Consider the following 25,822-nt stretch of genomic DNA (forward strand, 5'->3'; position numbering starts at 1 on the left):
CATGCTTCATAAGAATCCCACTCGGTCTAGTTGAGGCCCAGCCCAGTCAAGACTCTATCGGCGATGGAGTCGGTGCTGAGCCATTGAGAACCTTGCGAAAGGGCGGATCGGGAGACGCCCGCCCTGTTTGCCTCGATAGAGGACTTTAATGTCGTCGCAAACTTAGAAAGGCCCTCGGCGAATGTGACGCACTGCGCTTGTGAGTAGGCAAGATGGCCAACCAAGTCATTTTCTGGGAAGATGGTCCTAAGTCCAGTCCCCATTGATTGCTGGATTGTGGCCGCTGGCATTGCAGGCCATACGCCGATATCGGATGCATTAAACAGGGAGTTTAGCGTTCGGCTATCGACGAACGGCTGGATGACCACACGCTGGTGTAGGTTGTTCACTTTGACCGCTTGCCGCAGTTCGTCTGACGCTTGGTCTGAACCTGCACCTGCAAACATTAATTTCGCGTTCGTGCCTGGAGCGATAGCAGCAAATATTCTAAGAAGTTCTATGAACTGCTTCTGCTTCTGTGGCTTGCCTGGTGCGAAAATGACCACATCGTTCTCATCAAATCCTAGATGGCCTCTTGTCGTTCTTCGAAGGTCCTCGTCATAAAAGAAAATCTCATTATCGAAAGCTATCGGCAAAAGAGAGCAGTCGGGACCCGAGTTTAACCGATCGATTATTTTGCAAGTATTCTGGGTATACCCAAAGACGCTTGTTGCTTCCCTATTAACGGCTCGGTAGACTTGACCCTTAGTCGCGTTAAAGATTGCGCGCTTGGCTCGGGCTGCCGATTTGGATAGGTTTGCATACATCGCATCGTTGTCACCGTATAAGACCGCGCGAGGTTGACCGTGGCATATGAATGCAGGAGCTGCCGGTAAGAGTTGGCCCGGCATGATTTGGACTATGCCGTCCCATCTCCCCTTCCGCATGTATCCGATGGCGGAAGGAGAGACGAGCATGGATCTCATTTCGTGCGCTTTGAAACGGCGAACTTCAACGTTCTGATCGATAGTAACTTCAGTTGAGTAAGTTCGCGAAGCGCCAATATTGCCTAAATGCGCGTCCGAGAATATCGGATTAACCCTGTCCCCGGCCACAACGGTCACGTTCGCGCGCCGAGCAAGGGCGCGCGTGATGCCAATTTCCTGATAGCCGCTAAACTGATCGTAGTATCCACATGCAACGAGTAAGTTAGATTTAGTAGTCATTCAGACGGTCCTGTGGGTTAGCGAATTTCGGGGTAACAGTTCCGCGGTTGATTGCTTCGAGGTGCGCGACTTGTTGGTGTAGATCGAAGCGGTCTTTGATCTTCTTGGCGGGGTTACCTCCCCAAATCTCAAACGAAGGAATATCCTTTGTCACGATTGATCCCGCAGCCACTATTGCCCCGTCACCGATGGTTGTACCTCGAAGGATGATAGCCCCATATCCTATCCAGCAATCGCGCCCAATCTCAGTGGTTCTCTGGGGTGGGCGGCCTGTGAATTGCGCGGGCACGCCAGTCACATCGATCTTGTGATCGTCACCCACAATGGCAACGTGCGGCCCGAACATCGTGTAGCTGCCAATAGTTACCATCGGCCCAATTTCACAATCCGGCCCAATAAATGCGTATTCTCCTAATTCGAGATCTGAAGCTACAGAAGATGACGCGTGAACAAATGATGTGGAAGGCGTATGGAGTAATCCCCGCCTGAGCGCGTTAGTTCGACCTCGTAGCAGCCTTAAGGTCTTGTAGGTGCGTCCGTTCCTGTCAATGGCCATGTCGAATGCCGTCCCACTGATGGTGTCGATGCGCGGTTGATACGATAAATTTCACGGCTCGCTCCGACGTGTTGTCGATTAGGTAGTCCTCTGGTGTTACGTCGCTCACCCCATTGCGGGAGTAATTACAGTCCATCGCCAGCTGGACTGCGGTTACTACGTCGCCCGAGTGCAGACCAGTCATTATTATTCCACCTGTGTCGAGTGCCTCGGGGCGCTCGATGGAGTCTCGAAGTGTGACGGCTGGAAATCCTAGGATGGATGACTCTTCGGCGATGGTGCCTGAGTCCGAGAGGCAGCACGCTGCGGAGAGTTGAAGTTTGTTATAGTCGTGAAAGCCCAGGGGCTCGGAGAAGTTAATGCCCTCTGGCACGGACCAACTCGGCAGTGCCTCGAGACGGTTGCGCGTGCGGGGATGAGTCGACACGAACACCGGCATTTTGAAGTTCTCGTAGATGCCCGTTAGACAGTCCAGAAGAGCACGTAGACGGTCGGGGTGGTCGACGTTCTCTTCACGGTGCGCTGAAACGAGGAAGTATCCGCCTTCCTCAAGGCCCTTATCTGCGACTACGGTGGAGGCGTCGATTTGGTCACGGTAGGCATTAAGAACCTCGCGCATCGGTGATCCGGTCTTGAGGATCCGGCGCGGATGTAAGCCCTCTGCGAGTAGATTTCTTCTGGCGTGCTCGGTGTAGACCATATTGAAGTCAGAAACATGGTCGACCATGCGACGGTTGGTTTCTTCGGGGACGTTTAGATCGAAACACCTGTTGCCGGCTTCCATGTGGTAAGTCGGAATTCGCAATCGACGAGACATTAGGGCCGCGATACAGGAGTTGGTATCACCGAGAACGAGGACAGCATCTGGATTCTCGTCACGCATGACTATTTCTGATGCGATTAAAGTCCCGCCCAATACTGCGCCCAAGCTCGAGGTGTTGACGCCGAGCATATGGTCCGGTTGTCGCAACCCAAGGTCGTCGAAAAACACCTGGTTTAGCGCGTAGTCGTAGTTCTGCCCAGTGTGGACCAGCACGTGATCAATGCCGGGTGTTGTATCCAGGCGATGGATGACCCGGGCCAAGCGGATGAGCTCCGGTCGGGTACCGACTATTGTCATTACCTTCACAGATGTGCCTCCTTCAGTTCTGGGCGTACTGGTTCGGGGAACGTGTCTGGCGACTCGGGTCGGAAAAGTTCGTGGCTCCAGAACTGCGTAAGCAGTACACCGTCGCCAGTGTTAGTTATGTTATGAGCCCATCCCACGGGCATATCGATAGCGACCGGGTAATCGCCGGATACTTGGAAGTCAAAAACTTCCTTGCTGAACATTTTGCGAAGGCTTATCCTTGCCGTGCCTTGGACAACGGCGAATCGTTCAATTTTGGTGAGATGATAGTGCTCGCCCCGCGTGATACCGGGAACGGTAGTACTGAATGATGATTGTCCTTCGCCGCCACGGCACCGCACCGTTTCCACAAACGCGCCCCTGCGATCAAGGCGTGGGACGAGAGCGATGGGGTAGTTTCTTGGAAACAGCGATGCGCGATAAGTGTTGAAGAGGTCGATGCGAAATTTGCTGCTTAAGTCGGGGATCTCGCCGGCGGGGACGTATGAGCGGTGGAATTCTTGAAGGATGTCCCAAACCTCTGTCACCCCGGTGTGTGCCCCCCTGGGCCTAATCGAGGTCTCGTTGCTCTCCACCGCATACAGGAGTGACCGCGCGGCGTCTTGAGCGTGAAGCAACTCCACCGGATTCTCGTTGATGGAGGGAGCCTCGCCGAGGATAGTGGCGTGGACGAAAGTAGCAACAAAAGAGTTGTAGTGGGGTGCGCCGTGCTCGCCGAACAGATTGGGTAAGCAAACATCAACGAAGTGACCCCCAGCAGCAACGGTCGCCTCGGCAACCAGATTCTGTGCGCCAAGCTTCCCACGACCGTAGGCGTTGTCCCGCTCGACCTGGATCGTGCCAGACATCACCACCCGAAGGGGGTGACCGGCGGCCGAAACGGCCCGGGCCAAATCTGCTCCGAGGTTGATGTTGCCCTGTTCAACTTCTTCGTCGGTTGTTGCACGATTGACCCCGGCGAGATGAATCACTGCGTCGGCAGCCGCCACGAACTCGCCTAGTTGAGACCAGTTTGCGCGACTGACAGGGATGACGTCGTGGTCGGTTAGCGCTGCAAGCCTCAGCCGCGTATGCCACCCGAGGAACCCGCCGGCGCCTGTGAGGACAATCTTCAATGGTTCATCTCCGCGAGGACATTCTGCATCTCTGGGAGCGACGCGATGAGATTAGCCGTCTGATCTATCGACAACTGCGATGTGTTGTTGGAATCGAAGTCCTCTGCCTCTCGGACTTCGGAGTCTCCTTCCTCCACAAAGCCAGAGTATTGAAGAGAGCGAGCATCGAGGGGGACCTTGAAGTATTCGCCTTGGTCGGTCGACTTCGCCATCTCTTCGCGAGAAAGGAGCGTCTCGTACATTTTCTCGCCGTGTCTGATACCGATTCGTGCGATCTCTGGCTCCTCAACTCCAAGAACTTTGGCCGTAGCCCGCGCTAGGGTGTCGACCGTACAGGCAGGAGCCTTCTTCACGTATAGGTCACCAGGTTGAGCATGGAAAAACGCGTGCTCAACTAGGTCCACAGACTCTTGCAGGCTCATTAAGAAGCGAGTCATCGAACCCTCAGTAAGAGTGAGAGGTTTACCAGCACGAATCTGTCGGACGAAGAGGGGAATCACCGAGCCGCGCGAATACATGACGTTGCCATATCGGGTGACAGAGACTGTGGTGGGGGAGTCTGGATGGTTGCGGGCGAACGCCTGCGCGGTCTTCTCCATCAGAGCTTTTGACATTCCCATGGCGTTAACCGGGTATACGGCTTTATCTGTAGACAAACACACGACGGATTTCACGCCGAGTTTGTGGGCCGCAGCAATTACGTTACGGCTCCCGTCAACATTAGTCTTAACAGCCTGGTCGGGAAAGAACTCACATGACGGAACTTGTTTCAGGGCGGCAGCGTGAAAGACGAAGTCTATGCCAACGAAGGCGTTCTCTACGCTTTCGCGGTCCCGTACGTCCCCCACGAAGTACTTCATGCGTGGTTCATCCATTCGCGATCGCATCTCATCCTGCTTTGCTTCATCGCGGCTAAAGATATTGACCTGGGCGGCCCCCTTCTGTAAAAGGTGGCTCGCCATTGTCGCGCCGAACGATCCGGTCCCGCCAGTGATCGCGATGCTGGCTCCAGCCAGAGAGGTCATTCAGTTTCCTTCCGAAGGGATTTCGATTGCAAGTCTACGGCCAAGATCCCGCCAAGCGTCTCGACCTAGGACGGGAACCCACCCCTCTCCGGTCAGCCAGCTAGGAGACTGGGATTGCCCGAACCAGAGCATTTCGAGTCGGCGCGCATGCCCCGCCGCCGAGGGGAGTGTCTGAGCAGCCCCAAAAGCTGCCGCGACGGCCGCGCGGGCCAATCTTGGCGAGACCCTCGCTGGCCGCCGGCCCCCTAGGTCCTCCAGAAGGCCGCCCGTCGTCACCCCCTCGGAAGGGTGAGCGACGATCGCGGGCGGGGTCACGTTGCTCACCGCGAGGAATGCGATCGCGTCGCCCACGTTCTCGATAAGGGCTTGGGGGCTGTTCGCCGACCCGTCGCCGGCCACGCTAGTAAATTGTGACCGGGCCAGCCTTGCAATTGTGCGGGTCACCTTGCGGTCGAAGCCATGAACCCCAGGCGGACGATAGATTACCGTCGAATCGCATCGCAAAGCCTCGACTTCGCCGCGAGCCTTCGACGCTGAATACGCGGAAAATGGGTTCATCTCGGTTGTTGAGTCAAGCGAGCTAATTCGTCCCTGAACGGCGGCACTGCTGACATGTACGAAGCGTACCCCATAGCGCGAACATTCCGAGGCGAGGAGCCCAGGCAGTATTCCATTCGCTGCCCACATTTCGGCCTTCTTCGCACCGGTTGAATCGGGCACTCCTGCTGCATTGACGACGGCGGCGCAATTGTTCAGATGCGCACGTAGGCTCGCAATCGAGGATGGGTTCGGCCGTAGCGTGACGGGGTCTATGCGCGGCGTTCGTAGTCGAATCGCCTCATGGCCCCGTTCTCCGAGTGAAGTGCAAACCGCAGCGCCCACAAAACCTGACGAACCGACAACCAGTATTCGTGCCACGTGTCACCGACGCTTTCGGTGCTGGCGGAGAAGTTCTTCCAACGAATCGCCGGCGGTCTTTTCGGAGAAGTTTGCTTGGTAGTAGTTGCGTGCGCGTTCACCAAATTCGGCCCACGCTTCGGAACCCTGGTCTGCCATCTCTTCGATTGCTTCGGCTAGTGCGCGAGGATCGCCGGGAGGCGTGGTCATGCCGCAGTTGGCGGCGTTGACTACGCGAGCGGCGTCACCAGCCACGGCTGCGATGATGGGCTGGCCTGCCGCCATATTCGCTTGAACCTTGCTTGGCATAGTGACCCGGTACAGGGGTTCATCCTTGAGAGAAATCAATTGGGCATCTGCAAGGGCGAGGGTATCTGCCATTTTTTCGAACGGCTGGGGCTCGATGAACGTGACGTTGTTGAGGCCGAGCTCCTCGACCCGTCGTGCAAGTTGTTCTTTTCTGACCCCTCCGCCTACTAGAGCGAAACCGATGTCCTCTCGTGTACGAAGTAGCTCGGCTGCCTCGATGAGAGAATCGAGATTTTGCATCTCTCCGAAGTTGCCCGCGTACATGATGGTAAATTTCCTCGTCAGTCCCAAGTAGTTGGCAAGGTGGTGGTTTCGCGGGACTGGGCGAAACGAGGATTCCTCCGCCCAGTTTGGAACAACACTAATCTTGTGCCGTGACACCCCCCGTGTGACGAGCAGCTCGGCCATGCCGGGTGAAATTACGGCGATATGGGCAGCTCTTCGATAGACCTCATTGCAGTACGCGTGGAGGACCTTCTCCATCGAAGATCTTGTCGACTTATCCACGAAACCGCTAGACGTTACGGTGTCTGGCCAAAGGTCTTGGATCTGCAAAACAAACGGTACGCCGTTTAGAGCGCGGAGCGGCCCCGCGGCCGTGGCGACAGTGGCTGGAGACGAATATACGAATAAGACATCGGACTTGCGAAGTAACACTGGTGCGGCCACGGTCGACGAAGCTGCGTAGCTTAGATAGTTGGCCATTCTGCGTCCGGCATTATCGTCGTGACTCGGGTAAATGGGGACTCTGTGAACGTTGACGCCGCGAATGCTCTCCCGCATGTAGGGGCGGATACGGTACCCGTCGAACACGCGGCCAGCGGGATAAATAGGGTATCCAGTGACCACATCGACTTCGTGCCCGCGGCGGTGAAGAGCGCGGGCGATCGTGCCCGGCCCGCCTGCGGCGCCTCCCTCTGGATCGAACCAGTGGCTCAGCATACCGATTCTCACTCGGATGACCTTCCGTTCCCAGAGATGCATATTGATATGGCACTACGACGCAATCTCGCCGGTATGGGAGGCTAGCTCCCATGTCCAAGACAACACTACTTGCAGGGGCAGTTGCGGCTGCTGTCACATCTGCAGCTATGCCCGGCGTAGTCCGGATACTTCGCGCGGGCGACCGAATGGACGTACCCAACTCGCGATCTTCGCACGCTGCGCCAACTCCTCGCGGCGGAGGCGCCGCATGTTTCGGGGGGATCGCGGTGGGGCTGGCTGTGGCTCGCCTTGCAGGGGTCCAGGTACCAGTGCGAGTCGGCGTAGGGACCGCTGTGCTCGCTGCCGTCGGGTACCTCGACGATCGATACCAGTTGTCTGCGGTGCGGCGCCTAGGTGCTCAGGCAGTTACGGGAGCGGCCGTAGGACTGGCGTGCGGTGGACGTTCGACTCCGATCGTGGGCGTGGTCCTTGTGCCAACTATCGTTAATTCATTCAACTTCATGGACGGGATCAACGGTATTTCCGGGGGTCAAGCGTCGGTGTGGTCTGTATTCGCTGCTTCACGCCTGGAGAAAATTGGCCTCGTTGGAGATGCGGCCTTTGCCCATTCTATGCTTGGGGCAAGCATCGGTTTCCTTCCTTGGAACGTTCCGTCCGCGAAAGTTTTCCTCGGTGATGTGGGGAGTTATCTCTTCGGCGCTGGTATTGCGTTTGAGACCCTCGAGTGTTGGTCGAACAACAAATTCGAAGCTCTATTACTCGGGTTGCCGTACTCAGTTTATTTGGCTGATACGGGATGGACGATTCTTTGTCGCCTTTCGCGGGGCGATCAGTTGACCGTCGCTCATCGAGATCACGTTTACCAGCAACTCGTCGATTTTCAAGGGGTCGAGCATTGGCATGTGGCAGCCCTTATAACCGCGATTTCCTCGTTGGGTACATTGGCCGTGAAGAAAGTGGGCCTGATAGCGCTTGCGCCGTTGCTCGCCGGCTATTTAATGGCGCCGAGAGTTGCTAATCACTTGATTGGGTCCAGAATATAGTCACAGGGGTTTCGCCACTACGGTCACGTTGGGTCTGGGCAGCGTCGGGTTCGTTTCCGGAGCCCCCGGGCTGACGTAGCTCGCCTGCAATCCCGCAGAGTCCGAGACCCTGGCTACAGCACTCGAAGCCGTTCGCACTGGCGACATCGCCGAGGTCCAGCAGGACGGACCCCGCAATGGCGGACGGCGCGCTCTGATTGATTAACGGCTTCGACGCGGGGCGGCTGGTCGGCGGACTCGCGGAGTGCTGATCAGGGGAGCGCTGCTAGCGCCTCGTCGTCGCTTTTGAACTGAACTGCGCACTGTGAACAGCCGGGCCCGGCTCGCACTTTAGAGCTTCGGCCGAGCAATCCTCGAGCCTCAACCGGCCAGCGTCACTCGGCCTCGGACTCTGGTTCGTCGTCGGTCAGCTCCTCGTCACCCTCAGGTAGCGCCGCCATTTGCTCGGCGACGTCGGCCGGGTTCGCCTCGTGGGTGGGGTCGTCAGCGCTCGTCTCGGGCTCATTATTCTCGGCGGCGGTGACGGAATCCGGTTCGGGGGTGTAGTCGACCGGGTCGGGTAGGTCCTCGATGGTCATCTCTCGACTCCTTCGTAGTGCTCGTGTTTCGGCTCTTCGGGAGTGGCGTCAGCCCAGATCCGGTGCGTGGCGATCACCGCGCGTCCGCTGATTTTGCCGTCGACTAGTTGTACTGACCACGGACGTTGTGTCACCGGTCGGCATGGCGGGCTGACATGAGGAAGACCTCCGTGTGAGGTGTGAAAGCGACCAAGCAAACACATCCACAACGGAGGTCTTCATGTCCCACGCTAACGCTCCGCTGACTCCGACGGGAAGACTGCGTCTGGCTCGGTGTGTCGTCGAGGACGGCTGGACTCGTCTCCGCGCCGCCGAGCGGTTCAACGTCTCGGTGGGCACCGTGCGCAAGTGGGTGAACAGGTATCGCGAGTACGGCAAGGCCGGCATGGTCGACCGCTCCAGCCGTCCGCACCACAGCCCGACCCAGACGCCGCGTCGGCGGGAACGCCGCGTGCTCGGTCTGCGCGTATCCCGCCGGTGGGGCCCGGCCCGGATCGCCTACCACCTGGGCATGCAACCGTCCACGGTGCACAAGATCCTGTCCCGCTACGGCTGCGTCAGGCTGGCGTTCACCGACCCGGCCACCGGCGCCCCGGTCAGGGCACACACACGGCGCCCGCGTCGCTACGAGCACGAGGCACCGGGCGATCTGGTGCATGTGGACATCAAGAAGCTCGGCCGCATCCCCGACGGCGGCGGACACAAGGTCCACGGCCGCGCCAAGGGCAAACGTGACCGCAAACGCGGGATGGGCTACTGGTACATCCACAATGCCGTCGACGACCACTCACGCCTGGCCTACAGCGAGCTCCTAGAAGACGAGCGCAAAGAGACCGCCGCCGGATTCTGGAAGCGGGCCAACGCCTTCTTCGCCGACGCCGGGATCACCGTGCACCGGGTCCTGACCGACAACGGCTCCTGCTACCGCTCCCACGCCTTCGCCGAGGCCCTCGGAGGCAATATCGCACACAAGCGCACCCGCCCGTACCGCCCGCAAACCAACGGCAAGGTCGAGCGCTACAACCGCACCATGCTCGAGGAATGGGCCTACGCCACCGCGTACGTCAGCGAATCCGACCGCGCGGCTCGCCTACCCGCATTCCTGCACCACTACAATTTCCACCGCGGCCACACCGCGCTACGAGGCGCCTCACCCGCAGACCGCGTACACAACCTGCGTGGGCAGTACAACTAGTTCCTGATACGCCCGTAGCGCGTTGTCGAACGAATAGACGTGGACTTCCGGGTTGATCTCGCCCGCCCGGTACGGCTCCACCACCTCGCAGAGAGCCTCGAAGGTGCCCCAGTAGGTGGAGGAGAAGTTGACCACAAAGGGCAGGCGGAAGACGTGCCACGGGAAGTCGGCGCCGGCCAGGCCCACCACGGTGAGCGCGCCCTGCTGGGGCCACGGTCGCGCGGCGAGCTCAAGGGTCGGGGCCGCGCCCACGAAGTCGGAGACCACGTCGATGCCCCGCCCGCCGGTGAGTTCCTTCAGCTTCTCGGCGGCCCCCTCGCTCGGGATGCCGATCGCGCCGTCCTTCTCCGCAGCGGCGATTGCCTCGCGTTTGGTGTCGGTGGCGTACACCGACGACCCCGTGGGCGCCCGGAGGATCCCCGGGCTGGAATATGCTCACGACCCCCATCCAGGTCGCCCCCGTGAGCGCCCGGAGGATTTGCGCCCCGACCAGGCCTAATCCGCCCAGCCCGATGCACAGCGCGGTGGCGACCGGCGCAGACAGGTGCGGCAGCACCCGCTTGATGGGGTGGTACGGGGTGAGGCCGGCGTCCGCCAGGGGGCGGCGGACACGGGGTCGGCGTCGCCTATCGGGACGAGGTTGCGGGCCCTGGCGGTCAAGTACTCGGCCATGCCGCCGTCGCGGGCCAGGCCGGTGGCCAGGTACCCGACCGACGGCACGTTCTGGCGGTAGGTGTCCTGCTCGCGCGAGCACGGCTGGCAGCGCCCGCAGCCGATCGGGGCCGTAGACAAGGTACGCCTCGCCCGGGCTTTGTGCCGTTCAGGATCCTAACTACATGCGGGTCGCGCACTGCCACGTCGGTGAACCCACTCGTAGGCCCCCTTCCGTGCCCAAACCGTCGCCGGCTTCCGTGCGCCGAACTGGCCCGAGGGCCCGGTCCCCACCCAGGAGCACCTCGACTTCTACGTGCACTCGATCGCCGCCTCCGCACTGGCCGTCCTTTCCGCCAGCGCGCAGCGGTACGACCACCAGCCCAGTCCCGACGAGCGGTTCGCGGTGTACCTCGACGGGATGGGGCATTTGATGGGCCAGGGCTGTCTCACTAGGGCGGCAAGACAGTCCCGCGAGCGCGCCGCATTCTTTGAAAGTTCGAGTTCATTAAGGTCTTAAACTACTCTTAGTCTTGCTAGTGACAACTTCGGTTCACAGGTTCGTCTCGTCTGGGGTGAGCCCAATCAGGAGGCGGATAATGAGAACTTCCACCGGCGAGGGTTCGGGAGCGACCGACGAGGCCCACCACGGCCCGGCCCGACCACGAGTTGAGAGAGGCGTCGACCTCCGCGCAGCATTGCTGGGCAAGCGAGGGCCTCTGCTGCCTGCCCTTGTGGGTGTCGTCGTTGCGCTCCTTCTGGTGGTTATCGTACTGCTGGTTGTCGGCGGAATTGGAACCTCCGCCAAGAGCTTCACGGCGAAGGGGATGATCAGAGATCACACCGGTTGGATGTATGACCCCGCCGACTCTCCGCTCGCAGACACAGAGGTGGGTGAGTTCCTGAGTCTCAGTGAGGGGGAAAAGAGCTGCGCAGGAGGGGATCTCGATGAGTCGTCGATATTGACGATCGCTGATGCGGAGGGGAAAGTTCTTGCGACGGGCCCCCTTGTCTTTCAATCTTCGCTCTCCAAGAAATCTGATGATTGGATAGATCGAGGCTATTGCGGGTTCACTTTCGAAATCCCAGTGGAGTCCGACTCCGATTTCTTCCGATTGACTGTGTCGAACACTGTTGACGGAATCCCCCCCGTTGAACGGCAGAAACTGATTGATGGGGCCGAGATCCAGCTGAGCGGCGGCTACCGCTAGATTCCGAAACTGCCCAGAACTCGGGAAGTGGGGTCAATAGCCCCCGCCCAAGTTTGTGACGCGGTCGCGCCGCACAGTTTTCTGCGCCCAGCGACCGTTGAACACGCCGTCTGGCGCTGCCTCGCAGAAGTCTTCAATCACGGCGGGCAGGTCGCCCACGCAAGGCCAGCCAGCCGACCTTGGGTACGGCCCGCCGTAGCGACTCCGGCGCAGGCTCGCTAGTTTGGGGTCGTCGTCAATTCCCCGTACGAGCAGGACGGCGCACTAGTCGACTGGGTTCGCGGACTCCCGGGTTGATTGAGCCGGTTTTGCGCCACCCGACGGCAGCGGGTCGATCGGAGTGGAGGTGGACCTCGTCGTCGTCCCATGTACCCACCCGCGTCACGACGAACGGGCCGGATCCCGGTGGGGATCCGGCCCGCGCGGCGTCGCCCGTCCGTACCGTGCCTGCGGCCCCTACTGCAGGTCGCTGGCGACGATGGCGTCCATGTTCCGCTCAGCGAGCGCGGTGATTGTCACGAACGGGTTCACGCCCACGTTGCCCGGGACGAGGGAGCCGTCCACGACGTAGAGGCCGGGGTATTCGTGGAGGCGCCCGTGGTTGTCGGTGGCCTTGCCGAGCAGGCAGCCGCCCAGGGGGTGGTAGGTGAAGTCGTCGCCCCAGGTCTTGTACACACCGAACAGGTCGGTGCGGTAGACGGTGCCTTCCTTTTTGTTGATTGTGTCGAACACTCTCTTGGCCATGGCGATGCCCGGCTGGTTCTGGGACACGCTCCAGGTCAGGTCGACCTTGCCGGTGGCGGAGTTGAACTGGAAGCGGGCCCGCTCGGGGTTATTGGCGATCGCCAGGTACAGGCTCACGTAGGTCTCGAGTCCGGCCGGCAGGGGAGCGATCTCCGCGAAGATCGACGCGGTGGGGTCGGCCCAGTTGTCGATCCCGAGGGTGGGGATGGTCGACTGCTTGGAGCCGGTGGCGTCCCACATGTGGTTCGCGCGCCCGACCATGATGTTGCCGTTGTTGCCCCAACCCTCGCCCACCTGGTTGGACAGGTTGGGCAGGAGGCCCTGCGCCTTCATCGACACGAGCAGCTTGCTGGTGCCGATGCTGCCGGCGGCGAAGAACACCTTGTCCGCGGTGACGTTTCTGGTGGCGATCACCGCGCCCTGCTCGTCGATCTGCTCGATCGTCACCCGGTACCCGCCCCCGGTGGCCGGGGCGACCGCCGTGACCCGGTGCAGCGGCGAGATGGTGAGCCGGCCGGTGGCGGCGGCCTGGGCGAGGTAGGTCTTGTCCAGCGACTTCTTGCCGGCGTTGTTGCCGTAGATCACCTCGCCGCCGAGCGCGGAGGCCTGCGCGGTCCCCGCCGCCTCGCGCTTCATGTAGTCGAAGTCGTAAACGTTGGGCACGAAGGTCGTGGCGAACCCGGAGCGGTGCGCGGTCTTCCGGCCCACGCGGGCGAACTGGTACCAGGGGCTCGACTCGAACCACGCCTGGTCGATGTGGTTCACGCCGAGGGTGGCGTTCGCGCGCGGGAAGTAGGTGCCGTACAGCTGGGCCGCATCGACGTTCGGGAGGATGTGCTCGAAGTGGGTGCGCTTGGGCGTGACCGCCATGCCGCCGTTGACCAGCGAACCGCCGCCGACACCGCGGCCCTGGTAGACGTTGACCCCCGAGAACTTCTCGGCGTCGAGGACCCCGACGTAGCGCTCCACCTTCTTGTCGATCCCGAAGCCCATGAAGTTGCTGACCGGCTGGCTGGTGGTGTCCGAGAGCCACGTGGAGCGCTTGTCCGGATTGAGCATCCCCGAGAAGATCTTGCCGTCCGGGCCCGGCGTGTCCCAGCTGCGGCCCATCTCCACGATGTGGGTCGCGATCCCCGCCTGCGTCGGGCGCAGCGCCGCCAGGTGCGGGTCGCTTCGGGCGGCGGCGGGCCCTCGTCGTCGTCGCCGATTCCCAGAGCGCACCGGGGGAGCGCCCCAGCTCCGGCCGCCGGGAGGAGCCTCGGTCCATGAACGCTTGAGGCGCCTGGAGTGCAGGTCGTAGCGTGGTGCCATGGCCGGGATCACCGCGCGGCGTGTGTCGTCGCACTCGACTGCCCCGATGCTCGAGAGCTTGCCGAGTTCTACGCGGCGATGCTCGGCTGGCGGATTCGTGACGATGCCGAGTACTCGGATTGGGTCGACGTCCTGCCGCCGGAGGGCGAGCCGGGCGCGATCGCGCTCGCGTGCCAGACCGTCCCCGACTTCCGCGCGCCGACCTGGCCCGAGGGGCCGGTCCCCACGCAGGTGCACCTCGACTTCTACGTGGACTCGATCGCCGACTCCGAGCCGGCCGTCCTCGCCGCCGGCGCCCGCCGACACGAACACCAGCCCAGTCCCGACGGGCGGTTCGTGGTGTCCCTCGACCCGGTGGGCCATCCGTTCTGTCTGTGCGAGGAGTGACGGAGCGGGGCGCGGAGCGCGTTTCGGGTGGGTAACCTCGCGGTCATGACCGACCTCGTCCTCCTCCCCGGCCTCCACGGTGACGCGCAGACGTGGGCGCCGGTTATGCACGCGCTGCCGGACGGCGTCCACACCACGCCGCTGGACCTTCCGGCCGTGGCCGACCTCGACGCGCTCGTCGACGAGGTGGAGGGCCGGGTCGCGCCCGGCAGTGTCGTCGTCGGGCATTCCCTCGGAGGAGTGGTGGCCATGCATCTCGCCGAGCGGCACCCGTCGCTGCTGGCCGGACTCGTGCTGGTCACCGCCCCGGTGGGTGCCGAGGATCCGGAGTCGGCGAAGGCGCGGGCTGACCGTGCCGCGGGCCTGAGTTCGGAGGCGTACGAGGAGATCGCGCTCGACGGCATGGGTGCGGTGTACTACGGCGACCGCGGCCACGACCCCGAGGTCCGGGCCGAGCGGCTGCGCGCGGCACGGGTGTACGGGCCGGAGAGGTTCGCCGCCCATTCGGTGGCGATCGGCGCCCGGCCGGATCGCAGCGAGTTCCCCGCGCAGGTTGGTGTCCCGGTGCTGATCGTGGGCGCGTCGGACGACCTGGTGGTGCCCACCGAGGAGCAGCGGCGGTGGGCCGAGGCGAATGGGGCCGGGTCGAGCGGCGCCGAGGCTGGTGCTGGTGCTGGTGCTGGTGCTGGTGCTGGTGCTGGTGCGAACGGTGTCGTGGGTGGTCCCGTGACCTATGTCGAGATCCCGGAGACCGGACACATGCTGCCGGTGGAGGCCCCGGACGAGTTGGCAGGCGCGATCGTCGACTGGCTCCGCGAACTCTCGGGCTGACACGGCCGGTTCCGCGCCACCCGGCGGCGGCAGGTCGGGCGGGGTGGCGGGGAACCTCGTCGTCAGAGACGCGCGCCGGCGTCCACCACGTGGGTGTTGCCGGTGACGTAGCGGGCGTCGTCGGAGACCAGGTACATCACCGCGTTGGTGATCTCGATCGACTCCGGAACGGGAAGGGGCAACGGGTTCATCTGCGACGCTGCCTCCTCGAAGTCCTGGCGGGTCGGATTTTCCAGATCCGGACGGAACAGCTTGTACGTGGCGTCGTTGAGCACCATGTCAGTGGCGATGGTGGTGGGATGCACCGTGTTGACGCGGATGTTCTGCGGCGCGAGCTCCTTGGCCAGCACCTGCATCAAGCCGACCATTCCCGTCTTCGCCGCGGTGTAGTGCGCGATGTTGGCGTTGGTCATCATCGCCGCCAACGAGCTGGTGAGCACCACTGAGCCGCCGCGCCCGCCCGCGACGATGTGCGGCACCGCTGCCCGGACCGTCTTCCAGACGCCGGTGAGGTTGATGTCGATCATCGTCTGCCAGGTGTTCTCGTCCATTTCCAGAGTCGGAGCCATTGAGCTGATGCCCGCGTTGGCGATCACGATGTCGATCCGCCCGAATTCTGCTGCGCCGTCGTCGGCGGCCTTCGTCAGCGCGGCGAGATCGCGCACGTCGACCTCCGACGCCAGCATGCGGCCACCGGCGGCCTCGACCTGCCGCACCGTCTCCTCCAGATCGCCCGGCTGTGCCGTCGGATACGGAACCGTGTCGATCTGCGCCGAGACGTCCACGCCGATGATGTTCGCGCCCTCCTCCGCGAAGCGCACCGCGTGACTGCGGCCCTGGCCCCGTGCGGCGCCGGTGATGAATGCGACCTTGCCGTCCAGCTTGCCCATGATCTCGCCCTCCCAAAGTAGGTAGGCCGGTGAAGTACCGCCCTGAGTCGCACGCTAGTGACGAGGCATGCAGAGTTCTGCGGTTCGGCGAAAACAGGCCGAACCGGAGACGGGCGTACGGTGTGGGTCGCTGACCTGGCCGGTTCCGCGGACTCGGCGGCCGCGGGCCCGGCGGGTGGAGGTGGGCCTCGTCGTCGTCGTCGTCGCGATCTTCCACCCGCACCACGTCGCCCAGGGGCATGCCCGCCTGGCAGTCTCCGGTGACTTGACGCGCGGCGCCGCCACTGGCCGCTCGCCCGCGTACCGTCGATTCATGACCGAGCAGCAGCCGTACGAGGTCCTCGAGCGGTACCCGGAGTTCGAGCTGCGGCGGTACCCATCCCACGCCGTGGCGGAGGTGTCCGTTCACGGGTCCTTCGGCAGCGCCGGCAACCAGGCGTTCAGGGCGCTGTTCAGGTACATCACCGGTCACAACGAGTTTGCCGGGTCGATCGCCATGACGGCACCGGTCGTCCAGGAGTCACCAGGCTCCGAGAAGATCGCCATGACCGCACCCGTGGTGCAGACCGAGGCCGACGGCGACGAGCACGTCGTCGCCTTTGTCCTGCCCGCCTCGCTGACCGCCGCGACCGCGCCGGTGCCCACCGATCCTCGGGTGCGGGTCAAGCAGGTGCCCGACCGTGTCGCCGCAGCGGTGCGCTACTCCGGACGGTGGAGCGAGTCGGCCTATCGACGTCACCTGGCCGACCTCGAGGCCGGGATCACCCGGGCCGGGCTGGTCGCCACCGGTCCGCCGAGGTGCGCCCGGTTCGACCCGCCTTTCACGCCGTGGTTCCTGCGGCGCAACGAGGTGGTGCAGGACGTGGTGTGGCCCGAAGGCGGCTGACTCGCGTCGCGCCTGGCGGTGTTCGGCAAATTGTCCGCTTCCGTTGGCTGCGGAACGGCGCTATTATCCGAACATGATAAACGGCAAGACGATAGATTCGAGACCCCCTTCGGAGGCGGAACTCGTCGATGCCGCGTCCCAGGCACTTCGCGAGAGACTCCCGCCGGAGTGGAAGATCGATACCAGGCAGGGCGCTACATCGTCGACATCTGGCGGCGCAGATTCTCTGATGATCGCCGAGGCTCCCGATGGGAGTGCCGCAACATTCTGTGTCACCGTCAAGAGCGCCGTCGTAGCTCGCGACATACCTGCGCTTCGGAAGAGGTGCGGCGACACTATGGCCCAGGTGCCGGACAGTGGGTGCCTGGTCTTGACTCGCTATCTCGCGCCCGCCGACCGTGCGCGGCTCGACGCGGCTGGCATTTCATATATCGATGCGACCGGCAATATGAGGGTTTCATCCCCCGTTCCCGCACTCTTCGTCTCGGATCGTGGTGCCGAAAGAGATCCCTGGCGGGGGCCAGGGCGCCCGAGGGGTACCCTCAAGGGAGAACCCGCAGCGAAGGTAGTCAGAGCGCTACTCGATCTTCCCGGGCCATGGCGTGTGCGGGAACTCGCCGACGTCGCCAATGCCTCGGTGGGGTCGGTATACCGTGTGATGCAGTTTCTCGAAGATCAGGAACTTGCGCAGCGGCTGCCTGACCGGCGATTCCTGGTGTCCGATTGGGCAGCTCTTCTGCGCAGATGGAGCGACGACTATCAGTTACTCCGGTCCAATGCCGTGTCCCATTGGATCGCTCCCCGGGGCCTGTCGGACCTTCTCGATACGGTGCGCGAGGAAGAGGACGTCGACTACGCGCTGACCGGGTCCGTCGCAGCAGCAGCGTGGGCTGCCTACGCGCCAGCCAGGTCGGCGATGGTGTACGTCCGAAACGTCGAACGTGCAGCGGCGAACTGGGGCTTGCGCGCGACCGAAGCGGGAGCGAACGTGCTGTTGATCGAACCCACTTACCCCGTCGTCATGGAACGCGCCATGACCGCGTTGGAAGGGCTCACGGTCGCCCGCCCGGCCCAGGTGGCTGTGGACCTCATGACCGGGCCGGGCCGGGCACCCGCAGAGGCGAACGAGTTGATCGAATGGATGAGGGCACATGAACAGTCCTGGAGGGGGTAGTGGCGATCTGCTCGTCAGTGCCCGGTCTGCGCTGCTGGACGCGGCCGAGGCGTTGTCCGAGCACCGGGAGTCTCTCGTCCTGATCGGGGCGCAAGCGGTCTACCTTCGAACCGGCGGTCTCCGGGTGGCACTCGCGGAGGCAACGAAAGACAGTGACGTCGCGCTCGACCCTCGCACGGTCGCAGACGAGCCGCTCATCGACGACGCCATGACGCGAGCGGGCTTCTACCTCTCCGATCAACCGGGATCCTGGCTCAATCGAGAAGGGATACCGGTTGACCTCATGGTCCCAGAAGAGCTTGCCGGTGGAGGCGGTCGCGGTGCGCGAGGTGCTCGGATACCGCCGCATTCGAAGCACGCAGCCCGCCGGGCACGAGGACTGGAGGCATGCTTAGTCGACAACGAACAAATGGATGTACCTGCGCTCGATCCGCGAGACAAGCGTCGGGCCCGCCTCCGGGTAGCTGGACCTGCAGCATTGCTGGTTGCCAAACTACATAAGGTCGCCGAGCGTGCTGATGCCCCGCACCGACTGAACGACAAAGACGCGCACGACGCCTACCGGCTCCTCCAGGCGTTCGGTACACATGACTTGGCCACAGTGTTCTCGCAGCTCCGAACCCATGAACTCAGCGCGGCCGCAACAGAAGACGCCCTCGGGTTCCTCGATGAATTGTTCGCTCGTAGCCCGGAGGCTCTCGGATCGGCAATGGCGGGACGCGCCGAGGAGGGGATTGGTGAACCTGAACAAGTCGCAGTTGCTGCATACTTCCTCGCTCGGGACCTGCTACTCGAATTGGGTGAGCGACCGACATCCGGCCCGTAACTCTCGATAGCGGGTGGACCGGCAATTTCGCGACGCCTGCGCTGGGCACGTGAGCTCACGCAAGAAGACGTCGCGCACAAGCTGCACGTTGGACAGAACCGGGTATCGGATATCGAACGTGGAGAACTTGATCGGGTGAAGCTCGATACGCTCCGGAGGCTCTCCGAGACGGGCCGACCGTGGCGTTGGTTGACCTCCTCGTCGTCGTCATCGCTTCCGCGCCGGCACGTGCTCGACCTCGACGGACTCCGGCCGCCACGAGATCCCGGGGATCGTACGCAGGGGAGCGAACGAGTCGGCAGCGCGCTGCCACGCGACCGACAGACTGTTCGCGATGAGGTCGGCGTCGGCGGGGTGGGCTCGCGTGGCGACGCGACGCAGGAGCTGGACGTCGGTGAGCTTGACCGTGACCGTCCACGTGATCGTGCCCCGGTCGTAGGTCTCGGTGGTTACAGCGCTCTCAACATCGAGAACCCGGAACGCGCCCTCTTCGAGGAGCTCCTCCACGCCGCCCGTGGGCCAGATCAGCCAGGACAGTTGAGGCAGCGGCGGCAGGGTGGGATCGGGCCCCGCCTCCTCGCTCGCCGGGTCCTCGATCACCGCACCGGAGAACGCATCGACCACCACCGTGTCCTCAAGGTACTGGGCCAGCGCCGCCGTCACCGCCGCCGTGTCGACTATCGCCACCTCCGCGGACACAGTGCAGGCCCACGTCTCGCGGTTCCTCCCGGGGCGGGGCCGCGCAGGCGAGGGTTGCGGGGTGGGCTCAGGCGCGGGCTCGGGTAGGTCGAACAGGCCGGGCTCGACGGTGTCCATGGCAGGTGAGACTACTTCTCCAAACGGGGGGTGTCCTAGCGCGCCGCTCGCATCTCGTATCGTCGGTGAGGTGACGCCTTCGATAGATCGCCCGTACGGACCAGGCGACCTCTCCGCAGATGAACTGAAACAGGCCGTTCTCGATGCGCTGGCGAGCGCGGGAGTCCCGCAGACCGAGCTGATGGCCTCGCTGGCGGCCGGGGCTGCCTACCAGTCCCCGTGGGAACGCCCGGCCGTCAACCGGCGACACCCGAGGCGCGAGACACCGGTGATCTACCGTGTCAAGGTCGAGCTGCAGGACTCGTCCCCGCCCATCTGGCGACGCCTGGACCTGCGCAGCGACCTCATGCTGCCGCGCCTGCACCTGATCCTGCAGGAGGTGATGGGCTGGACGAACAGTCACCTGCACGAGTTCGTCCACGCGTCGTCGCGCCGGGACCGCGACGCCGAGCACTTCGCCTCCATGGACTACCCCGACGCCGGGGAGATGGGCGAGCTCGACGAGGCCGACGTACGACTCGACGAGCTGGCGCACAGTGCCGGCGACAAGTTCCTGTACCTGTACGACTTCGGTGACAGTTGGTGGCACCGCGTCACCGTGGAGAAGGTCCTGGAGCCCGACGACGACGACGGCGAGTCCCCGGATGCAACCGTGGTGGCCGGCCGCCGGGCATGCCCACCGGAGGACTGCGGAGGGATCTGGTCATACAACGAGTGGATAGCCGGGGACGCCGACCCGGACGGCTGGGACCCGCACACCCTCGAGTTCTGGGCGGGGTGGGACGCGGAAGCGTTCGACCTCGACGATGCGCAACAGCGCGTGGTAGAGATCGCTGACATGCCCGCCACCCTCCGGGAAGTCCAGCAGGATGAGGCGTCCAAGCTGCAGATACTGCTGGAGCGGATCGGGGACGGCGTCAAGCTCACCGCGGCCGGGTACCTGCCGCCGACGATGGTCGAGCAACTGATGATCGACACCGGCTGGGACCGCAAGTGGATCGGGAAGAACAATCGCGAAGACCAGACGTACCCGATCTGGCAGCTGCGCGACTGGGCCCGGGCGCTGGGGCTGGTGCGCAAGTACAAGGGGGAGCTCCGCCCGACCCGCCGCGGTACCGCGTTGAAGAACGACCACGAGGCCCTCACCGAGCTCATCGCCCGCAGCCTGCCGCACGACCGGCTCTACGGCACCCCGCTCGACTGGTGGTGACGGGCGTCGTCGGTGCCGCAACCCGGAGAGCTCACCCGAAACAGGCGAGAACCTGCCGACACTGAGCGTCGACCCCATCCAGAAAGTGCCCCGCGCATTTCACCAGCGTCAAGGTGGAGCTGGGCGGTGACGACATTCGGGTCGAGACCGCTGGCCGCCGCGCTCATCGCCCCCGCCACGAGCCGAAGAACAGGATCTCCGGGTCAAGAAAACCCCTGGACAAAAATCGCAAAGGATACAAAAGGACAAAAGCCGCAAACGACACGTTCCTGCGCGACCGGTTCCGCGCCGTTCAGTGAATGCGGGCCGACCCGGGCGGAGGCGAGCCTCGTCGTCGTCCGTTCCCAAGGGTTCACCCGGGGGAGTGCTTCGACCTCTTGAGGTCTCGTTGGCCCTATTCTCTCTGCGCGCTTCTCTGACCGCCGCGACCGCCCGCCCACCGTGGTCCCGCTCGATCGGCGTGGCCGGAGCTGAATCCGGAGCCGCGGTAATACCAACTATTGGTATTGTTGCCGCATGGCTCAGAATACCTCCATCAGTCTGGACCAGCACTTCATCGACTTCCTCGCTCGCGAGGTCGACTCCGGGCGCTACCGTTCAGCCAGCGAGGTCGTCCGAGCTGGGCTCCGGCTCCTCGAGGACCACGAAACCCAACTCGCCGCACTGCGCCGCGCGCTCATTACCGGCGAGGAGAGCGGTGCGCCGGAGGAGTTCGACTTCGACGCGTTCATCAGGCTCCTCCACCGGCGAATGGATCCGTCCCGTCACGTGTGAAGTCGCACTCAGTCCTACCGGTCGGGCTTGAGGCCGTTCTCGATGCCCCACGCGACAGCCTGCGCCCGGGTGGTCACGTCCATCTTGCGGTAGGCCGAACGCACGTAGGTCTTGACCGTGTTGAGCGAGAGGTAGCACTGCTCGGCGATCTGGTCATTGGACAGCCCCTGCACGATCAGGCTGACCACCTCGGCCTCACGGTGTGAGAGGCCGGCCTCCTTGGCAGGCCACTTGTCGGGACCCATGATCGGCAGGCCCGTTCCCGTGAGGGTGACGCGGTTCCCGGCGGCGATCTGCTCGATGCCGCTCACCAGCTCGGGAGCGGTCAGGGACTTGGACAGGAACCCGTGGGCGCCCGCGTCGAGGCTGTCGCGGACCGCGGCCGGGTCCGAGGTGAACGAGTAGACGGCGACCGCCCCGATGGTCGGATCCTGCAGGAGGTTCTCGAGGCGGTCGTCCTTGCCCAGGGATGAGGCGAAGGAGTCGTACAGGGCCACGTCCACCGTGGCCGAGCCGCTGGTGACCATCTCCTTCTCCACCATCTCGATCCGGTCGGAGTAGGGGGCCAGGAAGGCGTTCACCCCGGCGACGACGAGGTAGTCATTGACCACTGTGACCCTGATCGGCATGTGCAGAGCCTAGCAACGGACGACAACCGGCCGCGCCAGCGATTACACCCCTAAGGGTGAGGCGCGCCCGGGTGGTCCCGGGAGACACTTCGTCGTTGATCTTCCGCCTTCCGCGACAGGAGTACGAGTGCCACGGTTCAGGAATCTGAAACCCACATCGGAGTACTGGGCGTGGAGGGACGACGGAGCGTGCATCGGGGACCCCGACCTCTTCTACAGTGCGGAGGACGAGCCCAAGGGAGTGCGTCGTCGTAAGGAGGACGCCGCCAAGGCGATCTGCTCCGGCTGCGCCGTGCTCGAGACCTGCCGGAAGTCCGCGATCGAGGCCGGCGAGCTCTACGGCGTCTGGGGTGGGATGACCGAACTCGACCGGCACAAGCTCGCCGGGCGGCAGCGGACGGGGTGAGATGAGGGGTTCCAAGCTCACGCGAGCTACCCGGGCTGGGGTGGAGCTGCAGTCCTCGTACCGACCCGCCCCAGGTGAGGATGTAGGAACGTACCACGCACTCGCGTGGGAGTCTCGACATGGCCCACGACGCCTGCCCCACCCATAAACCACCCTCGGAACTGACACTGAAAGCTCGGAACGCTCTGGTTGGCGGCCTCGTCGAGTGCTCATAATTGAGCGATCGGTGCTGGTCTCGCCTGAGCAAACGCGATCAAAATCGACCTCGCTATGAGATCGGGGTGCGCGAGGCGGCGGTCGCCGCGCGGCGGAGGACGGCCGGTTCCGTGCCACCCGGCGACTGCGGGCCGGTACCAGCCGGCCCGCCACTTCCGCTGCCCGTTGTCTGAGACGTGGACGTCATGGGCATTGCTTGCCGTTGGCCCCGGCGCGCCAGCCTTGCGGCAGCGCTGCCGAGCTCCCGATCACGCGAGGGCTCAACGATGAGGTCGTCCAGTCACAGTTTGGCGGTATCAGGCCAGCGCGCAGCCGCGCGACCGGTGGCGATGACAACGACGTTGCGGCGGTGATCCAGAGTAGGGGTGCGCGCCGACTCATGTGTACTGCATGAGTGCGGGATGGATCGGCACTACTGCTAGAGGGCAGGGCCCTGAGGGGAAGGCATGCAGGAGCCGTCAGGACCTAGAAACGCCGGATCGCCGATGTCGGTCCGCCAAGCGGCGGTAACCGCTCGGCTAGTGTGGGATCTGTGAGTACCCATGAGCTCCGAGACGACGATGTCAACGTTTTGACGTCTTCGCCGCAAATCGAGTTGCCGGTGGAGAGTTATGCTGCCGCGCCGATCGTGGAAGCAATAATGTCCATCGAGGTTGAACCAAGACTGGGGCTTGAACTCGACTCTTTGGAACACGTATACGGCGATCAAGATACCTTCTCAGGCCCTACGGTGACCGCTGAAGCTGTCGGCGAAGTCCGTTACACACTTAGCGACCCCCCCACCGCCACCAGAGACGCGCATATTAAGGGGTACACGTTTGAATCAAGCGCCACGCCTTATTCGGAGGAAGGTGAGCACGTAGCGTTCTGTGGGGCGACTGAGTTCGTGTACTCCACCACTGAGAAATATTTGACCTGGGAGAGATTCCTCGCGCACGCCACGAATGCCCTTTCTAGCTATGTTGCGGCCGTCGCCCCACGCCGGATAGAAGCTGTAGGAATTAGGTACATTAATAAGATCGAACTCCCCGACAGAGTAACAGATATTCGCGACTACGTAAGAACCACTGTCGAGATCCCTTCCTTCCTGACGCAATCCGCGGTAGGATTTTTCGGCAAAATAGTCCTACCCATAGCGGAAGAGGGCACGGTCGCTATCACGACAGCCAGCCTGCCGCCGGATGGCGACGAGCCTGGCGGCGTTCAGGTTGTTTTGGATATCGACGCACGGCGGCCCGTTGTGATTGATGTTTCGGCGGAGAGGATGGGGGATCAATTGGTGGACGAGTTGGCCTCGCTAAGGGCGGTAAAGAACTATGCTTTTGAAGCCTCTATTACGGACGCTACAAGGAGTTTGATCCGATAATGACACTAACTGATAGGGCTGCGGGGATTTCGCACCTACCGTCTTCGGAAGATAAATTCAACTCCGCGTATAAGGCGATCTTGTCAGGCTCAGGAAGTCCCGGATACATGGCAATTCGATCGGCGCTAAGTGGTAGCGAAGCGCGCGCGGATGAATTCGCTAAGTCGGTAAGGCTTGTAGTCGCCAGCGAAAACGTCTTAGATTCCGAACTCAAAACGTTTGTTTCGCGAGTGCTCATTGAAAACTATGTGAACACTCTAGGCTCGGCGGGGTCCGATGAGCGGCTTACAGATGCTTCACTGGGTCCAGAGGTGCACGAGGGGGATAGAAAAGCTTCTGCGGTGGTGGCCGGTCGAGGCATGGAAGTCGATGACTGGAAAAAGATCGCCGGCAACTTAATTGCTCGGTTGTCCGTATATCGACGTTTGGTTGAAGAAAAAACGGGATCAATACCGAGCGAGCTACTTCCCGAGGAGGACGCGGTGGTTCACGACGCCGGTTTCGATGCCCGGCTGGAGGAAAGGCTAAGTAGCGACGATCATGTAGAGCGTCGCGCGTCGGAAGGATTTGCCTCGGTCGCGTTGGATGACGCTGGACGTATGGTCGAATACCGGCCAGACGGATCTACGGTCGTACTTGACTGGTGAATCCGCGCCTAGACTTGGTCGTGGGTTGCAACGGCGCGGGTAAGTCGACACTAGTCGATCGACAATTGCAGCCGCTACTGGGTGTGCCGTTTGTAAATGCGGACGAGATCGCTAAACGCAAATGGCCGACAGACCCAGAGTCGCACTCCTACGAAGCAGCAAAGGTCGCGGAGTTAACTCGGAACCAGCTTATTGTGCGCCGCAGGTCATTCATTGCAGAAACGGTCTTTTCGCACCCGTCGAAGCTCGAACTAATTGATCGTGCCCGCGACGCGGGTTTCCGAGTGGTCCTCCATGTATTGATGGTGCCCGAACAGTTTGCAGTCGAAAGGGTCCGTCTGCGCGTGAATAGTGGCGGCCATTCTGTTCCCGAAAGCAAGATCCGTGAGCGTTACCACCGTGTGTGGCCTCTTGTTCAAGCTGCCATCCCACGCTGTGGGCAGGCAACGATATACAGCAACGAGCGCTCAAAAACGCGCGTGGTTGCGCAATATATCAATGGCATACTTGTGGACGAGCCTGATTGGCCAGACTGGACTCCGGCAACGCTCTTGCGTGGTTCGCGAGAGCTGTAAATCGCCAAATGGTCGGCGCAGGCTGGCTGGTTGACCTTGTATTCGCCGCAGTCGTGATTGCTCCCTCGAGCGGCCTGGTTGTAGCCCGAAACCGCCGCTTCCTTTCTCTGCTCGTTGGTGGACGCGCATTGACGAAAAAAGTTCCCTGCCGCGGCCGGAGTGCCAACCGGCCGTGCAGTGACCGCCCACCCCGTCAGTTCCGCCTTCCCAATGCTTGGGGGCGGACGCGGGAGAGCCGTCGTCGTCGGTGCAGTTCCCTTATCAACCTTCCGTAA

The 25,822-nt window shown here is 62.6% G+C and carries 28 protein-coding genes and 1 pseudogene; 15 read left to right on the plus strand and 14 right to left on the minus strand.

Annotated elements, in window-relative coordinates; genetic code table 11:
• Nucleotides 1-26: 26 nt before the first annotated feature.
• From Q2K20_RS02905 to Q2K20_RS02925, 7 genes are read right to left on the minus strand one after another with little or no spacing between them, the layout of a single operon-like run.
• A complete protein-coding gene (locus Q2K20_RS02905) occupies nucleotides 27-1,205 on the minus strand; it encodes a hypothetical protein (protein WP_317176663.1) in 1,179 nt (392 codons plus the stop codon).
• Complete coding sequence (locus Q2K20_RS18170) at nucleotides 1,195-1,761, minus strand: acyltransferase (RefSeq protein WP_410494167.1); 567 nt, start codon at nucleotides 1,759-1,761, stop codon at nucleotides 1,195-1,197. The genes Q2K20_RS02905 and Q2K20_RS18170 overlap by 11 nt, the downstream gene beginning before the upstream one ends.
• Complete coding sequence (gene wecB / locus Q2K20_RS02910; RefSeq protein ID WP_317176935.1) at nucleotides 1,751-2,881, minus strand: non-hydrolyzing UDP-N-acetylglucosamine 2-epimerase; 1,131 nt, start codon at nucleotides 2,879-2,881, stop codon at nucleotides 1,751-1,753. The genes Q2K20_RS18170 and wecB overlap by 11 nt, the downstream gene beginning before the upstream one ends.
• A 5-nt stretch (nucleotides 2,882-2,886) precedes the next feature.
• Nucleotides 2,887-4,005, minus strand: coding sequence for an NAD-dependent epimerase/dehydratase family protein (locus Q2K20_RS02915; protein ID WP_317176664.1), 1,119 nt, complete (start codon nucleotides 4,003-4,005; stop codon nucleotides 2,887-2,889).
• On the minus strand, nucleotides 4,002-5,030 hold the full coding sequence (locus Q2K20_RS02920; protein WP_317176665.1) for an SDR family NAD(P)-dependent oxidoreductase: 1,029 nt from the start codon (nucleotides 5,028-5,030) through the stop codon (nucleotides 4,002-4,004). Before Q2K20_RS02920 ends, Q2K20_RS02915 begins: the two co-directional genes overlap by 4 nt.
• Nucleotides 5,031-5,948 carry an NAD-dependent epimerase/dehydratase family protein gene (locus Q2K20_RS18175; protein ID WP_410494168.1) on the minus strand — a complete coding sequence of 306 codons (918 nt, stop codon included), beginning with the start codon at nucleotides 5,946-5,948 and terminating at the stop codon, nucleotides 5,031-5,033.
• A 3-nt stretch (nucleotides 5,949-5,951) separates the two neighbouring features.
• Nucleotides 5,952-7,220: a glycosyltransferase family 4 protein gene (locus Q2K20_RS02925; RefSeq protein ID WP_317176666.1), complete on the minus strand. Its 1,269-nt coding sequence runs from the start codon at nucleotides 7,218-7,220 to the stop codon at nucleotides 5,952-5,954.
• A 146-nt stretch (nucleotides 7,221-7,366) separates the two neighbouring features.
• On the opposite strand from Q2K20_RS02925, the gene Q2K20_RS02930 reads away from it, so the two are divergent.
• Nucleotides 7,367-8,224 (plus strand): hypothetical protein, encoded by an 858-nt coding sequence (locus tag Q2K20_RS02930; protein WP_317176936.1) that lies wholly within the window; start codon nucleotides 7,367-7,369, stop codon nucleotides 8,222-8,224.
• Nucleotides 8,225-8,598: 374 nt separating this feature from the next.
• Here the strand turns inward: Q2K20_RS02930 and Q2K20_RS02935 are convergent, their stop codons facing one another.
• On the minus strand, nucleotides 8,599-8,802 hold the full coding sequence (locus tag Q2K20_RS02935; RefSeq protein ID WP_317176667.1) for a hypothetical protein: 204 nt from the start codon (nucleotides 8,800-8,802) through the stop codon (nucleotides 8,599-8,601).
• A gap of 220 nt (nucleotides 8,803-9,022) precedes the next feature.
• Here Q2K20_RS02935 and Q2K20_RS02940 point away from each other — a divergent pair, with 220 nt between their 5' ends.
• Nucleotides 9,023-9,997: an IS481 family transposase gene (locus Q2K20_RS02940; RefSeq protein WP_317176668.1), complete on the plus strand. Its 975-nt coding sequence runs from the start codon at nucleotides 9,023-9,025 to the stop codon at nucleotides 9,995-9,997.
• Here the strand turns inward: Q2K20_RS02940 and Q2K20_RS02945 are convergent.
• Together Q2K20_RS02945 and Q2K20_RS18180 are read right to left on the minus strand one after the other, a co-directional pair.
• A complete protein-coding gene (locus Q2K20_RS02945; RefSeq protein ID WP_317176669.1) occupies nucleotides 9,953-10,387 on the minus strand; it encodes a zinc-binding dehydrogenase in 435 nt (144 codons plus the stop codon). The two genes, Q2K20_RS02940 and Q2K20_RS02945, sit on opposite strands and share 45 nt — an antisense overlap.
• 105 nt (nucleotides 10,388-10,492) lie before the next feature.
• Entirely contained in the window at nucleotides 10,493-10,789 is a 297-nt protein-coding gene (locus Q2K20_RS18180) for an alcohol dehydrogenase catalytic domain-containing protein (RefSeq protein ID WP_410494169.1), read from the minus strand.
• A 458-nt stretch (nucleotides 10,790-11,247) separates the two neighbouring features.
• On the opposite strand from Q2K20_RS18180, the gene Q2K20_RS02950 reads away from it, so the two are divergent.
• Entirely contained in the window at nucleotides 11,248-11,859 is a 612-nt protein-coding gene (locus Q2K20_RS02950; RefSeq protein ID WP_317176670.1) for a hypothetical protein, read from the plus strand.
• A 456-nt stretch (nucleotides 11,860-12,315) separates the two neighbouring features.
• On the opposite strand, the gene Q2K20_RS02955 is transcribed toward Q2K20_RS02950, so the two are convergent.
• Nucleotides 12,316-13,914, minus strand: coding sequence for a GMC oxidoreductase (locus Q2K20_RS02955; protein WP_410494170.1), 1,599 nt, complete (start codon nucleotides 13,912-13,914; stop codon nucleotides 12,316-12,318).
• On the opposite strand from Q2K20_RS02955, the gene Q2K20_RS02960 reads away from it, so the two are divergent.
• Together Q2K20_RS02960 and Q2K20_RS02965 are read left to right on the plus strand one after the other, a co-directional pair.
• A complete protein-coding gene (locus Q2K20_RS02960) occupies nucleotides 13,891-14,301 on the plus strand; it encodes a VOC family protein (protein ID WP_317176672.1) in 411 nt (136 codons plus the stop codon). The two genes, Q2K20_RS02955 and Q2K20_RS02960, sit on opposite strands and share 24 nt — an antisense overlap.
• A gap of 45 nt (nucleotides 14,302-14,346) precedes the next feature.
• Nucleotides 14,347-15,132 carry an alpha/beta hydrolase gene (locus tag Q2K20_RS02965; protein ID WP_317176673.1) on the plus strand — a complete coding sequence of 262 codons (786 nt, stop codon included), beginning with the start codon at nucleotides 14,347-14,349 and terminating at the stop codon, nucleotides 15,130-15,132.
• A gap of 62 nt (nucleotides 15,133-15,194) precedes the next feature.
• On the opposite strand, the gene Q2K20_RS02970 is transcribed toward Q2K20_RS02965, so the two are convergent.
• A complete protein-coding gene (locus Q2K20_RS02970; RefSeq protein ID WP_317176674.1) occupies nucleotides 15,195-16,022 on the minus strand; it encodes a mycofactocin-coupled SDR family oxidoreductase in 828 nt (275 codons plus the stop codon).
• 313 nt (nucleotides 16,023-16,335) lie between these two features.
• Here Q2K20_RS02970 and Q2K20_RS02975 point away from each other — a divergent pair, with 313 nt between their 5' ends.
• The 4 genes and pseudogenes from Q2K20_RS02975 to Q2K20_RS02990 form a co-directional block, all read left to right on the plus strand.
• Entirely contained in the window at nucleotides 16,336-16,908 is a 573-nt protein-coding gene (locus Q2K20_RS02975; RefSeq protein ID WP_317176675.1) for a heme-binding protein, read from the plus strand.
• A gap of 73 nt (nucleotides 16,909-16,981) precedes the next feature.
• Nucleotides 16,982-18,082: a type IV toxin-antitoxin system AbiEi family antitoxin gene (locus Q2K20_RS02980; RefSeq protein ID WP_301163012.1), complete on the plus strand. Its 1,101-nt coding sequence runs from the start codon at nucleotides 16,982-16,984 to the stop codon at nucleotides 18,080-18,082.
• Entirely contained in the window at nucleotides 18,060-18,908 is an 849-nt protein-coding gene (locus Q2K20_RS02985; RefSeq protein WP_317176676.1) for a hypothetical protein, read from the plus strand. The genes Q2K20_RS02980 and Q2K20_RS02985 overlap by 23 nt, the downstream gene beginning before the upstream one ends.
• A 36-nt stretch (nucleotides 18,909-18,944) precedes the next feature.
• A pseudogene (locus Q2K20_RS02990) lies at nucleotides 18,945-19,064 on the plus strand (helix-turn-helix domain-containing protein); the annotation flags it as partial.
• A gap of 51 nt (nucleotides 19,065-19,115) precedes the next feature.
• Here Q2K20_RS02990 and Q2K20_RS02995 read toward each other — a convergent pair.
• Entirely contained in the window at nucleotides 19,116-19,724 is a 609-nt protein-coding gene (locus Q2K20_RS02995; protein WP_317176677.1) for a hypothetical protein, read from the minus strand.
• A gap of 70 nt (nucleotides 19,725-19,794) precedes the next feature.
• On the opposite strand from Q2K20_RS02995, the gene Q2K20_RS03000 reads away from it, so the two are divergent.
• A complete protein-coding gene (locus Q2K20_RS03000) occupies nucleotides 19,795-20,934 on the plus strand; it encodes a plasmid pRiA4b ORF-3 family protein (RefSeq protein WP_317176678.1) in 1,140 nt (379 codons plus the stop codon).
• A 516-nt stretch (nucleotides 20,935-21,450) separates the two neighbouring features.
• Nucleotides 21,451-21,708 (plus strand): type II toxin-antitoxin system ParD family antitoxin, encoded by a 258-nt coding sequence (locus Q2K20_RS03005; protein ID WP_317176679.1) that lies wholly within the window; start codon nucleotides 21,451-21,453, stop codon nucleotides 21,706-21,708.
• A 14-nt stretch (nucleotides 21,709-21,722) separates the two neighbouring features.
• Here the strand turns inward: Q2K20_RS03005 and Q2K20_RS03010 are convergent, their stop codons facing one another.
• Nucleotides 21,723-22,337, minus strand: a complete 615-nt coding sequence (locus tag Q2K20_RS03010; RefSeq protein WP_317176680.1) for a response regulator transcription factor — start codon at nucleotides 22,335-22,337, stop codon at nucleotides 21,723-21,725.
• Between the two features lie 127 nt (nucleotides 22,338-22,464).
• Between Q2K20_RS03010 and Q2K20_RS03015 the strand changes: the two genes are divergently transcribed.
• The 4 genes from Q2K20_RS03015 to Q2K20_RS03030 all read left to right on the plus strand — a co-directional run bounded on the left by Q2K20_RS03015 (nucleotide 22,465) and on the right by Q2K20_RS03030 (nucleotide 25,547).
• The gene (locus Q2K20_RS03015; RefSeq protein ID WP_317176681.1) at nucleotides 22,465-22,743 is read left to right on the plus strand and encodes a WhiB family transcriptional regulator; all 279 of its coding nucleotides are present in this window, start codon (nucleotides 22,465-22,467) and stop codon (nucleotides 22,741-22,743) included.
• 748 nt (nucleotides 22,744-23,491) lie between these two features.
• Nucleotides 23,492-24,325, plus strand: a complete 834-nt coding sequence (locus tag Q2K20_RS03020) for a TIGR04255 family protein (RefSeq protein ID WP_317176682.1) — start codon at nucleotides 23,492-23,494, stop codon at nucleotides 24,323-24,325.
• A 107-nt stretch (nucleotides 24,326-24,432) separates the two neighbouring features.
• Nucleotides 24,433-24,972, plus strand: coding sequence for a hypothetical protein (locus tag Q2K20_RS03025; RefSeq protein ID WP_132064195.1), 540 nt, complete (start codon nucleotides 24,433-24,435; stop codon nucleotides 24,970-24,972).
• Complete coding sequence (locus Q2K20_RS03030; protein WP_081615253.1) at nucleotides 24,969-25,547, plus strand: AAA family ATPase; 579 nt, start codon at nucleotides 24,969-24,971, stop codon at nucleotides 25,545-25,547. The genes Q2K20_RS03025 and Q2K20_RS03030 overlap by 4 nt, the downstream gene beginning before the upstream one ends.
• The last annotated feature ends 275 nt before the right edge of the window (nucleotides 25,548-25,822 follow it).

It is taken from the genome of Dietzia sp. IN118, assembly GCF_032905965.1.
GTDB classification, from domain to species: domain Bacteria; phylum Actinomycetota; class Actinomycetes; order Mycobacteriales; family Mycobacteriaceae; genus Dietzia; species Dietzia kunjamensis.